This is a genomic window from Streptomyces sp. NPDC001231 (assembly GCF_042896885.1).
Classification (GTDB): domain Bacteria; phylum Actinomycetota; class Actinomycetes; order Streptomycetales; family Streptomycetaceae; genus Streptomyces.
Genome location: NZ_JBIAXS010000007.1, coordinates 225,661 through 237,967, shown reverse-complemented (window position 1 = coordinate 237,967; position 12,307 = coordinate 225,661). Strand labels below are relative to the sequence as shown.

The following is a 12,307-nucleotide window of genomic DNA, read 5'->3' as shown; positions in this document are numbered from 1 at the left end:
GTTGGTGTGTGTTGGTGCGGGGGGGTTCTAGCTGGGCTCTAGCCCTTTATATTTTATTTTTTTGTGTTGTGTTATTTTCTTTTTTTTGGGGGGTGGGGGGGGGGGGGGCCCCGGGGGGGCCCCCACCCCTCCGCTCGCCCCAGACCCGCACCAGACCGCCCGAGGACCCCGAGATGCCCCTGCCCGCAACGCGCCGGAAGACCACGGTCACCGCCCTCGTCCGCACCGCCGCCCTGGCCCTGCTCATGGCCTTCGCCCTCACCGGGCTGCGGGCCACTCCGGCCGCGGCGGAGGGCGGCGACGTCACCTGGACCGTCAGGACGGCGCCGAACAGCTACGGTGCCGACCGGTCCAGCTTCAGCTACGCCGTGAACCCCGGTGGACGCGTCGAGGACGCCATGGTCGTCTCCAACCGCGGCAAGTCCCCGCTCACCCTGGCCGTCTACGCCGCCGACGGCTTCACGACCGACACCGGCCAGCTCGACCTGCTCACCAGGGACAAGAAGTCCGTCGGCGTCGGCGCCTGGGTCCACGCCGAGCGCAAGAACGTCGTGCTCCGGCCCGGCAAGTCCGTCCGGATCCCGTTCACGGTCACCGTTCCCGGCAACGCCACGCCCGGCGACTACGTGGGCGGTGTCCTGACCTCGCTGCGGCAGTCCGACGAGGCCGAGGGCATCAACGTGGACCGGCGCCTCGGCATCCGGGTCAAGCTGCGGGTCGGCGGCGATCTCCGGCCGACCCTGGCGGTCGAGAACCTGCACGTGGACTACTCCGGCTCGGCCAACCCGTTCGCCGCCGGCGACGCCACCGTCACGTACACGATCCACAACACCGGCAACGCCATGCTCTCGGCCCGGCAGACGGTGTCGGTCGCGGGCCCGTTCGGATGGCTGCGGACCGAGGCGGGCGGCATACCCTCACCGCCGGAGCTGCTCCCGGGCGAGAGCTGGAAGGTGAAGGTGCCCGTGCACGGCGTGACGCCCGGCGTCAGCCTGACCGCGACCGCCACCCTCACTCCCCTGCTCACCGACGCGTCCGGCTCCACCACCTCGCTCGATCCGGTCCGGGCCACCGCGCACGGCTGGGCCGTCCCGTGGACGCTGCTGCTGCTCCTCGTCCTGCTGATCGCGGTCATCGCCGGCGCGGTCGTCCGCGCCCGTCGCGGCCGGGCCCGGCGCAAGCTGCGCGAGGACGCCCGCGTACGGGACGCGGTCGAACAGGCCCTGCGCGAGAAGGAGACGCGGGAGGGGCGGGAACCCGAAGAGAGCCCGGAGGCCGAGGAGATCCAGGAGACCCCGGAGGCCCAGAAGGCCGGGGAGACCCAGAAGGGCTGAGTTCCGGTGCCGGGCGGGGCGATACTCGGGGCATGGAACCGGATCTTCACGAGCTGCTGACGTCACTTCGCGTCTGGGACCCGGAGTTCACCGAACTGCCCGCCCTCGACCCCGCGACGGCACCCGCCACCCCGCTGCCCCTCTTCGCGCGGTGGCTGGCGGAGGCGGCCGCGGCCGGGCAGCCCGAGCCGCACACGATGTCGCTGGCAACGACGGACGAGGAGGGCCGGCCGGACGTCCGCATCGTGATGCTGCACGGCGCGGACGCCGCGGGCTGGTCCTTCGCCACCCACGCCGGCAGCCGCAAGGGCCGCCAGCTGGCCGCCCGTCCGCACGCCGCCCTCGCCTTCTACTGGCCGGTCCAGGGGCGCCAGGTCCGCGTCCGGGGCCCGGTCACGGTCGCCCCGCCGGAAGAGGCCCACTCGGACCTGCACGCCCGCTCGACAGGCGCCCTGGCCGCCGCCCTCACCGGCCGTCAGAGCGAGGTCCTGGGCTCCCTGGACGAGCTGGCCCGGGCCTCGGAGTCGGCCTGGGAGCGGGCCCGGAGCGCCCCGGACACCGAGGTCCCCTCCTGGACCCTCTACCGACTCCGGCCCACCGAGGCCGAGTTCTTCCAGGGCGACGCCCAGCGCCGCCACGTACGGCTCCGCTACCGCCGCACGCCGGACGGCTGGGCCCGCGAACTGCTGTGGCCCTGACCCCGCTCAGCCGAAGTCGTACACCGCGAAGTCGGACACCGGCCGGTAACCGATCCGCTGGTAGAGGCCGTTGCTGGTCGGATTGGCGAGGTCGGTGAACAGCAGCACCTCCTCGGCCCCCGACTCCAGCGCCGCGCGGCTGACCTCGACGGTGACGGCGCCCGCGTACCCGCGCCCCCGCAGGTGCGCCGGTGTGTAGACACCGGCCACCCGCACCTGCCCGGCGACCTTCGGAGTCGTCCCCGCCATGGCGACGGGTGTCCCGTCCGGGTCCTGCCAGAGCATGACGTCAGCGCGCCGGACGCGCTCGTCCGCCCAGTTCTCCGCGTCCTGGACGGCCGTCTCGCCGACGGCGGCGCAGAACTCCTCGTACCACCGGGCCAGTAGCTTCCGGTCCGCCTCGCCCGCCACCCTCGCCCGCCCCGGCGGGACCGGGTGCGGCACGGTCAACTCGCCCAGCCGGTAGAGCCGCATCCGCTGCCGCAGGGAGACCTCGGCGCCAGTGAGGCGACGCCAGGCCCCGGCGAAGGCGGCGGCGGTGTCGCGGTCCGCCGACACACCGGACACCTCGCGTCCGGGACCGGCCAGCCGCGCCGCCAGCACGGCGGCCTCCTCCTCGGTCAGCGCGGTGAGGACCACCGGATGAGGCGGGGTGCGGAAGAAGGCGGCCCGCACGCCCGCCGCCCCGTCTTCTCCGGCCAGCAGGCCGAACTCGGGGTCGGCGTCCCCGTAGAGCCGCGCGCCGCGCGAGCGCAGGTTCTCCGTCACCGTCAGGTGCACGGTGTGCGGTGCGGGTCGCGAGCGGAGGAACTCCCCTGCGCGCGCCCAGAATTGCTCGACATCGTCGATCAGGTGCCAGTCATCGGTGGTCGTCCCGGAAGTCATGCCCCATGGTCCCGTCCACGGCCGTCCGGCGCCCGCGAATTCAGGGGGCGTCCGGCTCCGGATCCGTGGCCAGACGCGCGTGCAGGTGCGCGTCCCGGAAGGCGTCGCGGCGCTCCGACTCGAAGATCGCGCCGCGCATCGTGCCCTCGCATCGGAAGCCGCAGCGCTCGGCGACCCGGCAGGACGCCCCGTGCCCGACGGCGTGGTCCAGCTCCAGCCGGTGCAGGCGCAGTTCGCCGAACGCCCAGCTCGCCACCAGCTTCAGCGCCCGGGTGGCGACCCCGCGCCCACGGGCCTCGGGCAGGACCCAGTAGCCGATCCTCGCGACGCCGAGCCGCGGGCGGATGTCGTTGACGCCGATGTGCCCGAGCGTCGTGGCGCTCCCGGCGTCCTCGATCGCGAAGGACGCGTCCGAGCCCTCCCGCGCACGCGCGGCCCGTGCCCGCATGGAGTCGCGGGCGCCGGTGAGGTCCGTGACGGGCACGAGCGGTGTGTTCCAGCGGCGGAACTCCGGGTCGGTGATGCCGCGCAGCCACGCCCGTACGTCGGCGTCGGACTCGGGGTCCCACGGGCGCAGCAGCAGCCCGTGCCCCGCGGTCCGTACGGTCGCGAGGTCCACGGGGTCACGAAGGTCGGTGGTCACCGGCCCATTAGACACCGCCGCGCACCCGGACCGCACAGTCGTTCAGTTGTGAACACACGGCCGTCCGGTTGTGATCAACCTGCAACCGATTCCCGCGTTGACCGCGACCCATCAACCAGATGGGCGATTACTCTCGCGCTCATGACCGACTCGACCACCGCCTCCGCGGCGCGGCACGCCGACCGTCCCGTCTACGTCATCGGCGGCGGTCCGGGCGGGCTGGCCGCCGCGCAGGCGCTGCGCGCGCGGGGGATACGCGCGGTCGTCCTGGAGAAGTCCGACCGGGTCGGGGCGTCCTGGCGGCGGCACTACGACCGGCTGCGCCTGCACACCACCCGGCGCCTGTCCGCGCTGCCCGGACTGCCGATGCCGCGCCGGTTCGGCAGATGGGTCGCGCGCGAGGACGTGGTGCGGTACCTGGAGAAGTACGCCGAGCACCACCGGCTGGAGATCGTGACCGGCGTCGAGGTCTCCCGCGTCGAGCCCGCGCCGGACGGCACCGGCTGGCTGCTGCGCGCCTCCGGCGGACGGGAGCTGACCGGTGGCGCGGTGGTCGTCGCCACCGGCCACAACCACACGCCCCGCGTGCCCGACTGGTCCGGCCGGGAGACCTACCAGGGCGGCCCCGGCGAACTCGTGCACGCCCGCGAGTACCGCAACGCCGAGCCGTACGCCGGGCGTGACGTGCTGGTCGTCGGCGTCGGCAACACCGGCGCCGAGATAGCCGTGGACCTGGCGGAGGGCGGGGCCGCGCGCGTACGGCTGTCGGTGCGCACCGCCCCGCACATCGTGCGCCGGTCGACCGCCGGGTGGGCCGCGCAGCACACCGGGGTGCTCGTACGGCGGCTGCCGGTCCGGCTCGTCGACGTGCTCGCGAGACCGCTCGCGAGGCTGAGCGTGCCGGACCTCTCCGCGCACGGCCTGCCCCGTCCCCGCACCGGCCTGTACTCGCGGGTCGAGGAGGGCTCGATCCCGGTCCAGGACGTCGGTCTCGTCGACGCGGTCCGCAAGGGCAGGGTCGAGATCGTGGCCGCCGTGGAGGGCTTCGAGAGCGGCAAGGTCCTCCTCGCCGACGGCACGCGCATCCAGCCGGACGCCGTCGTCGCCGCCACCGGCTACGTCCGCGCCCTGGAAGGGCTGGTCGGCCATCTGGACGTGCTCGACTCCCGTGGCAGGCCGGTCGTCCGCGGCCACCGCACGCCGAAGAACGCGCCCGGCCTGTACTTCACCGGCTTCACCAACCCCATCAGCGGCATGCTCCGCGAACTGGCGCTGGACGCCGAGAGGATCGCCGGGGCCATCGCGAAGGAGAACGCCCGCAAGGGCGGCCGCCGGGTCTCCCGGCTGCCGGACTGACGATCCCCGACGCCCTGTCGGACGCGTTGCCGCCGGAGGCCTCACACGGCCGCGGGGCTCAAAACCGTCGGCCGCCGCCTGATCACCAGCGCCATCAGGGCCGCCGCGGCGCACAGCGCGCCCGAGGCGTACCAGACCACGTCGTAGGAGCCGAAGACGTCCCGCGCGAGACCGCCGAGGTAGGCGACCAGCGCCGCCCCGACCTGGTGGGACGCGAGCACCCAGCCGAAGACGATCGCGCTGTCCTCGCCGTAGTGCTCCCGGCACAGGGCGAGGGTGGGCGGCACGGTGGCGACCCAGTCGAGGCCGTAGAAGACGATGAAGAAGATCATCGGCGGGTGCACGCTCGGCGCGAGCAGCATCGGCAGGAACAGCAGCGAGACACCGCGCAGCGCGTAGTACACGGCGAGCAGGCGGCGCGGTTCGAAGCGGTCGGTGAACCAGCCGGAGGCGATCGTGCCGGCCACGTCGAACACGCCGATGACCGCGAGCAGCGAAGCGGCCGCCGTGATGGGCATGCCGTGGTCGTGGGCGGCGGGCACGAAGTGGGTCTGGATCAGGCCGTTGGTGGAGGCGCCGCAGATGGCGAAGGTGCCGGCCAGCAGCCAGAAGGGGCCGGTGCGCACCGCCGAGGACAGGACGGCCAGGGTGCGGCGCGCGGCCCCGGGCACGGGCTCCGGCTTCGGCACGAACTCCTCGGCGCCGTACGGCTTGACGCCCACGTCCGCCGGGTGGTCGCGCAGCAGCAGCCAGACGAAGGGGACGACGGCGAGGGCCGCGAGCGACACCGTGACGGCGGCGGGGCGCCAGCCGTGCGACTGGACGGTCCAGGACAGGAACGGCAGGAAGATCAGCTGGCCGGAGGCGGAGGCGGCGGTGAGGATGCCGGTGACCAGGCCGCGCCGCGCGGTGAACCAGCGGTTGGTGACCGTCGCCGCGAAGGCGAGCGCCATCGAGCCGGTGCCGAGACCGACCAGCAGGCCCCAGCACAGCCACAGCTGCCAGGCGGCGGTCATCCACACGGTCAGGCCGGAGCCGACGGCGATCACCGTGAGCGCGGCGGCGACCACCCGGCGGATGCCGAAGCGGTCCATGAGCGCGGCGGCGAAGGGCGCGGTGAGCCCGTACAGCGCGAGGTTGATCGAGACCGCGGCGCCGATCGTGCCCCGCGACCAGCCGAACTCCTGGTGCAGCGGGTCGATGAGCAGGCCGGGCAGCGAGCGGAAGGCCGCGGCGCCGGTGATCGTGACGAAGGTGACGGCGGCGACGAACCACGCTCGGTGGACGCGGGAGGCACGGCGGGCGGACGGCGTCCGGGCCGCGGTGGCGGACGCGGGTTCGGTTGTCTGGGTCACGCCATAGAGCTTCCGGCACCGGCCCGGATCTCCTCCACTGGCCCGTAGGACAGCATTCGCTAGGATCGGGCCATGGACAGGTCCACGGAGTTCCGCGCGCACCGCGTCGTCGTCCTCGCCCTCGACGGGCTGCTGCCCTTCGAGCTGGGCATCCCGCACCGGATCTTCGGACGGCCCGTGGACGCCGCCGGACGGCATCTGTACGAGGTCGTCACCTGCTCGATCCGGCCTCCCGGGCCGGTGAACACGGACGCCGACTTCTCGATCCACGTGCCGCACGGGCCGGAGATCCTGGCCACCGCCGACACCGTGATCGTCCCGGCCTCGTACGAACTCGGCCCGGTCTACGAGAAGGGGGTGCTGACCGAGGAGCTGGCCGCCGCCCTGGCGTACATCCGGCCCGGCACCCGGCTCGCCTCCATCTGCACGGGCGTGTACGTGCTGGCCGCGGCGGGGCGTCTGAACGGGCGGCGCGCCACGACGCACTGGGCCGACGCCGATCGCTTCCAGCGGGTCTTCCCACAGGTCGAGGTGGACGCGGACGTGCTGTTCATCGACGACGGCGACGTGCTGACCTCGGCGGGTGTCGCGGCCGGGATCGACCTGTGCCTGCACATGGTGCGCCGCGACCACGGCACCGCGGTCGCCAACGAGGTGGCCCGGCGGACCGTCGTGCCGCCGCACCGCGACGGCGGTCAGGCGCAGTACATCCACCGGCCGGTGCCCGACCCGCAGTTGGCCACCACGACCACCGCGCGCGCCTGGGCGCTGGGCCGCCTGCACGAGCCCATCCGGTTGCAGGACATGGCCGCGCGGGAGGCGATGTCGGTACGGACCTTCACCCGGCGCTTCCGTGAGGAGGCCGGGGTCAGTCCGGGGCAGTGGCTCACCCAGCAACGCGTCGAACGGGCCCGGCACCTGCTGGAGTCCACGGACCTGTCCGTGGACCGGGTGGCCCGGGACGCCGGCTTCGGCACGGCCCAGTCGATGCGGCAGCATCTCCAGACGGCTCTCGGGGTGACGCCGACGACCTACCGGCGGACCTTCCGGGTGAGCGGCTCCGCGCGGACCGGAGCGGAGGCCTGAGGTCCGGCGAGTTGTCCACAGCCTGTGGACAAGCGTCCGGGCGCAACCGAAGGGCAGGGCGAACCCGGCTGGCGGCGCGCCCCTGCCCGCCCCGGACACGGCGGCGCGCGCCGCCCTCCGATCCCGGCGCACCGGCCCCACCCCCTCGAACCCCGAAGGGACCGGTCGGCGCCGACATCGCGACCCGCACTCGTCGAGGACTTCCGGTGCCCCAGCCCTCGTCGTCCCCTCGCGGCGAATCGCTGACCACCAGCGTGATCAAGCGGACACGACGCGTCAACACCGCCTTGGCGATTTGCCCGTTATGCTCCATCGCGACGGGGTGCGCACAGAAGCATGTCCCGGCGCACGGCCTCGCCGCCGGGACACCGGGACACCCGCCCTACACCGCCCCGTACGCCAGACCCCCGTAGGTCCCGTAGGCCCCGTAGGCCAGGCCTTCGTACGCCGGGGCCGTGCGGCCGCAGTTGCTCGCCGCCGCCACCTCCGCCGCGTCCACCGCCGTGGCGCATCGGTCGAGTTCGCACCAGATGCGCTTGCCCACGCCCTCCGGGCACCAGCCCCACCGGTCGGCGAGGCCGTCGACGAGGGCGAGGCCGCGCCCGCCGGTCGACTCGTCGCCCGGGCAGCGCGGCACGGGAGCCCGGGTGCTGGCGTCGGCCACCTCCAGGCGCACGGTGGCCGCTCCGGCCGGCTCCCCGGACAGGAAAAGCCGCAGCACGGCCGGGCAACCGGTGTGCACCACGGCGTTGGTGACCAGTTCGGAGACGAGCAGGACCAGGGTCTCGGCGAGCGGCTCGTCCGCCGCTATCCCCGACCCGGCGAGCCGGGAGCGGGCCCACCGTCGGGCTCGCCCCACCTCCGCGGGGTCTGGCCGGATCTCCAGCTGCACTTGAAGCACCTGCACCGCTCACACCATCCGAACCGGCGGACACACAGCCTCGCGCCTCACGAGGCCACGATCGTAGCCATTTTCTGCATGGCCAGAACAACAGCCAGAGCAAAGGGTCACGGAACGTGACTCCCCTGGAACACAGCATGGTTGACGTACCGTCACCGCAACAAGCGCTTCGGGCATATTCCCGCGCGAAGGAGTACCCGTACGGCATACTGTGCGACGCTCGTCATGGGATGGCTCGGGCTCGGAACCACTCGCATCCCACACAAGGTACCCGAGCACGACGGCGACTCCGGGACGCGACGAGTCGCGCGCGGGACACCACCCGACATCAACGCTCCGTGATGAAACAGTGCCACGATCGGTGACATTCACGCCCGGGAGTCCGCGGCGCGGAGCCGTCCCGGACCGCCGATGTCACCGCACGCGGCACGACAGGCGGGCCACGACACGCGACGGCCCCGTGCGTGAGCGGCCGGACCGCGCAGATGTCCACGAGGTCCGCCGGCGGCCTGGGCCGCGGCGTGCCGCGCGGCCCGGGAAGGCACCGATCGACGCTCCGAACTGCTCACGCGCCCGGGCGTGTTGCACGACCCGGCCGCGACGCACGCATGGCAACGCCCTCCGCGGCGTGAGGCGTCGCGAAGTGGGCTCAAGTACCGGCTGTCCGAGGGCTGTTCGGCCTCGGTGGTGGGGTGGGTACTACTCGGGGACGGTGAAGTAGCGGGCAAGGGCGGGCACGATCTCCTGCTCGCCCACCCTGCCGTCGCCGTCGGTGTCGAGCGCGGCGGCGATGGGCCGGGCGGCCCCCTCGGGCACGCCGAGGACCCGGAGCACACGCATGGTGTCCTCGACGGTGGCGGCGCCGTCGCCGTCGGCGTCCGCGACGGCCAGGGCGGCGTGCAGGAAGGGACGGGCGATCTCGGCGAACCGCTCGGGGTTGTCGCGCAGGCGCTTGACCGCGCCGGTCACGAACTCCTCCCGGGTGATGCGCTGGTCGCCGTCGCGGTCGGCGATCCCGGCCATGCCCTGCCAGAAGGCCTCCGCGCCCGCGTACAGGGCCTGGCCCTTGTCGGAGCGGGCGGCGGTGGCGAACTCGGCGAGCAGCGAGCGGGCCGCCACGATGAAGTCCTCGCGGTCGATGTAGCCGTTGCCGTCCTGGTCGAAGGTGGCGAACCGCGCCGCGATCCTGCGCTCGTACTCGCTGCTGACCATGTCTTACGCGCCGCCTTACGTGTGGGGTTGCGTCTGGCAGGGAGCGTACGACGGGAAGAGCGGTCCAGGGCACCAAAACCACGGTTGTGCCAAGACCGGGGGAATTCCGGGACAACGGCACTCGACTCGTGAGGGACGGGCTCGTGACGGCCGGGCTCGTGACGGCTGGACTCGTGACGACTGGGCCCGCGACAGTGCGACTCGTGACGGCTCAGGTCGTGACGGCTCGGCTCGTGACGACCGGACGGCGTCGTCCGCCGGGGCGGCCGGCCGGTCAGGCGGACAGCGGCTCGTCGTCCACCGCGGCCGCGACGTCCGGGTAGACGTCGAAGAGGCGCCGGACACCGAGCGCGCCGAGGACCCGGTTGACGTGGGAGCCGTCGACCGCGCCGCGGGCCGGGAGTATCAGGCGCAGCCGGCCCTGGCAGGAGCGGATCAGACGGCGGGCGGCGATGAGCACGCCGACGCCGCTGGAGTCGCAGAAGAAGACCTCGGAGAGGTCCAGGACGAGGTCGTGACGCCCCTGGGCCACCACCTCGTGCACTCTCTGGCGCAGCACCGGCGAGGTCACGAGGTCCAGTTCGCCGGCGACCCGGAGCACGCTCCACTCGCCCTGTTCGTCGTCGGTCACCTTGAACCCCACGGCCCGCCCTCCGTCAGCCGGAACTTCCCCGGAACCGCTCGGAAACGGAACCAGTCCCTACGCTTCTTTCCGCGCGGCTGCCCAGCGGCCGTTCCCCCAAACGCCGTAGAGCAAACCGAGACCGTTCGGTCAGGGGCTTGTTTCGGTCACCTTCGGTCGTGTTCGATCTGAGTTGACCTGAAAGCGAAAGACCAGGCAGGACAGAAGGGTCAAGTCACCTGACAAAGGCCATAACACCCCTGACCTCCTCTACCACCAGCGGCTCTTCAGGGGGCGCGCATTGTCATAAAGGGGCGTGCGCTGTCGGACCTGCCGACTACATTCGAGGAGACCACGTCGGACACGCTGGACACACACGCCGGACGGGTACGGACCGGGACGCAGGTCGCGGCACGGCCGGGCGCGGAGGGGGCCGCATGGCGAAGAAGGACGCACCGCCCCACTGGGACCGTGGAATGCAGCAGCGGCTCGTGCGTGGGGAGGCGGCCGCCCTCGGTGAGCTCTACGACCGTTTCGCCTCGCTCGTGCACGGCCTGGCCCACCGGGTCCTGGGCGACGAGCGGGCCGCCGACCAGATCACCCGCGAGGTGTTCGCCCACGTCTGGGAACACCCCGACGCCTACGACCCCCGGCAGGGCCCGCTGCGCGCCTGGGTGGCCGGGCTGACCCACCGGCTCGCCGTGCGGCGGCTGCGCACCACCGAGACCGCCGCGCTGGCCCGCGGCGGGCCGGGCTCCGCGGAGGAGCTGGAGCACAGGGTGCGCCGGGCCTCCGCCGCCGCCCGCGCCGACTACATCGTCCACGCCATGCCGGCCCCGCTGCGCGCCGCCCTGGAACTGGCCTACTTCCAGCGCCGCGACTACCGGCAGACCGCCGCCGACCTCGGCGTCACCGAGGACGAGGCCCGTCGCCGCCTCCGCCTGGGCCTCCAGCTCCTCTCGACCGCCCATCACACGGACACCCCCGACGCGCCCTCCGGCTACGGAGGCGCCGCATGACCCCGAACGACCCCCAGGAACTGGCGGAACCGGCGGAGCCGAAGGACCGGGGTGTGCTGGAGCATCACGTGCTGAAGTCGCTGCTCGGGGCCTGGGCGCTGGCCGCGTGTTCGCCGGAGGAGACGGCGGCCGTGGAGGAGCACCTCGGCGAGTGCGGCGACTGCGCGGAGGAGGCGCTGGGGCTGCGGGAGGCGGTCGGGCTGCTGCACCGGCCCGACACCCTCGACCTGGACCCGGGGCTGCGCACACGGGTCCTGGAGAGCTGTCTCGAACGGCGGCCGCCGCACCTCCCGGTGCCCGGCTGGGCGGCGCCCTACGACGCGGAGACCGCGCGCCTGGACGCGCTGCTCCAGGACATAGGCGACTCCGAGTGGCACGCGCCGGTGCGGCTGCGGTGGTTCGAGGGCGAGGACGCCACCAGCCGGCACACCACCGTCGCCGGGGTCATCGCGCATCTGATGAGCGTCGACGGGCTGGTCGCGGTGGCGCTCGGCCTGGACGACCCGCTCGGCGACGCGACCACCGCCGCGGACGGCCCCACCCCCGCGGAGCGCACCGAGGCGTACTGGCGGGCCGCGCACCCCCCGCCGGCGCGTTCGGTGCGGACGCCGTGGCGGGAGCAGACGCACGCCCTGGTACGGACGGTCTCCTTCACCGCGAACGGCGCGAAGGAGCCGTCGGTACCGTACGGCGCCTTCGAACTGCCGCTGCCCGACGCGATGCTGGACCGCGCCTTCGAGTGCTGGGTGCACGCCGAGGACATCGCGGAGGCGGTGGACTACCCGTACGACCCGCCGGCCCCGCGCCATCTGCACCGCATGATCGACCTCGCCGCCCGGATGCTGCCGGGTGTGCTGGCCGCCCGGCGGCAGGCCGGGCTCGCCTCCCCCGCTCGCGCCCGGCACCTGGTGACCGCGGGCGAACCCGGGCGCAGCCTGCGGCTGGAGGTCGAGGGGCTGGGCGGCGGCCAGTGGCTGATCCCACTCGACTCGCCCGCAGCGGTGGGCTCCGCGGACCACGAGGTGGCCCATGTGGCGCTGGACGGCGTGGAGTTCTGCCGACTGGCGGCGGGACACGTGGCCCCGCGGGAGGCGGCGGCCGGTCAGGTCGGCGACCGTGACGCGATCCGGGACGTGCTGTCGGCGGCGGCGGCGCTCAGCCGTATGTGAGACCGCCGCCGGCCGGCATCACGGGCG

At 73.5% G+C, this 12,307-nt stretch carries 12 protein-coding genes; 6 read left to right on the top strand and 6 right to left on the bottom strand.

Annotation, left to right across the window (positions count from 1 at the left end; all coding sequences use genetic code 11):
• Positions 1-173: 173 nt before the first annotated feature.
• Positions 174-1,334 (top strand): WxL protein peptidoglycan domain-containing protein, encoded by a 1,161-nt coding sequence (locus ACFY3J_RS11535; RefSeq protein ID WP_390840782.1) that lies wholly within the window; start codon positions 174-176, stop codon positions 1,332-1,334.
• A gap of 32 nt (positions 1,335-1,366) precedes the next feature.
• Positions 1,367-2,032, top strand: a complete 666-nt coding sequence (locus ACFY3J_RS11530; protein ID WP_384177788.1) for a pyridoxal 5'-phosphate synthase — start codon at positions 1,367-1,369, stop codon at positions 2,030-2,032.
• Between the two features lie 6 nt (positions 2,033-2,038).
• On the opposite strand, the gene ACFY3J_RS11525 is transcribed toward ACFY3J_RS11530, so the two are convergent.
• Complete coding sequence (locus ACFY3J_RS11525) at positions 2,039-2,917, bottom strand: GNAT family N-acetyltransferase (protein WP_390840781.1); 879 nt, start codon at positions 2,915-2,917, stop codon at positions 2,039-2,041.
• A gap of 40 nt (positions 2,918-2,957) precedes the next feature.
• A complete protein-coding gene (locus tag ACFY3J_RS11520; protein ID WP_390840780.1) occupies positions 2,958-3,560 on the bottom strand; it encodes a GNAT family N-acetyltransferase in 603 nt (200 codons plus the stop codon).
• Positions 3,561-3,701: 141 nt separating this feature from the next.
• Between ACFY3J_RS11520 and ACFY3J_RS11515 the strand changes: the two genes are divergently transcribed.
• Positions 3,702-4,916: a flavin-containing monooxygenase gene (locus tag ACFY3J_RS11515; protein WP_384177782.1), complete on the top strand. Its 1,215-nt coding sequence runs from the start codon at positions 3,702-3,704 to the stop codon at positions 4,914-4,916.
• A gap of 41 nt (positions 4,917-4,957) precedes the next feature.
• Here the strand turns inward: ACFY3J_RS11515 and ACFY3J_RS11510 are convergent, their stop codons facing one another.
• Entirely contained in the window at positions 4,958-6,271 is a 1,314-nt protein-coding gene (locus ACFY3J_RS11510; protein ID WP_390840779.1) for an MFS transporter, read from the bottom strand.
• Between the two features lie 72 nt (positions 6,272-6,343).
• Between ACFY3J_RS11510 and ACFY3J_RS11505 the strand changes: the two genes are divergently transcribed.
• Positions 6,344-7,357 carry a GlxA family transcriptional regulator gene (locus tag ACFY3J_RS11505; protein WP_390840778.1) on the top strand — a complete coding sequence of 338 codons (1,014 nt, stop codon included), beginning with the start codon at positions 6,344-6,346 and terminating at the stop codon, positions 7,355-7,357.
• A 382-nt stretch (positions 7,358-7,739) separates the two neighbouring features.
• Here ACFY3J_RS11505 and ACFY3J_RS11500 read toward each other — a convergent pair whose 3' ends face one another.
• The 3 genes from ACFY3J_RS11500 to ACFY3J_RS11490 form a co-directional block, all read right to left on the bottom strand.
• A complete protein-coding gene (locus tag ACFY3J_RS11500) occupies positions 7,740-8,249 on the bottom strand; it encodes an ATP-binding protein (RefSeq protein WP_384177917.1) in 510 nt (169 codons plus the stop codon).
• A gap of 708 nt (positions 8,250-8,957) precedes the next feature.
• Positions 8,958-9,470, bottom strand: coding sequence for an EF-hand domain-containing protein (locus tag ACFY3J_RS11495; RefSeq protein ID WP_390840777.1), 513 nt, complete (start codon positions 9,468-9,470; stop codon positions 8,958-8,960).
• Positions 9,471-9,744: 274 nt separating this feature from the next.
• Complete coding sequence (locus ACFY3J_RS11490; protein ID WP_390840776.1) at positions 9,745-10,113, bottom strand: STAS domain-containing protein; 369 nt, start codon at positions 10,111-10,113, stop codon at positions 9,745-9,747.
• Between the two features lie 416 nt (positions 10,114-10,529).
• Between ACFY3J_RS11490 and ACFY3J_RS11485 the strand changes: the two genes are divergently transcribed.
• Both ACFY3J_RS11485 and ACFY3J_RS11480 read left to right on the top strand, forming a co-directional pair.
• On the top strand, positions 10,530-11,111 hold the full coding sequence (locus tag ACFY3J_RS11485) for an RNA polymerase sigma factor (protein WP_384177774.1): 582 nt from the start codon (positions 10,530-10,532) through the stop codon (positions 11,109-11,111).
• Positions 11,108-12,280 (top strand): maleylpyruvate isomerase N-terminal domain-containing protein, encoded by a 1,173-nt coding sequence (locus tag ACFY3J_RS11480; protein WP_390840775.1) that lies wholly within the window; start codon positions 11,108-11,110, stop codon positions 12,278-12,280. Before ACFY3J_RS11485 ends, ACFY3J_RS11480 begins: the two co-directional genes overlap by 4 nt.
• The last annotated feature ends 27 nt before the right edge of the window (positions 12,281-12,307 follow it).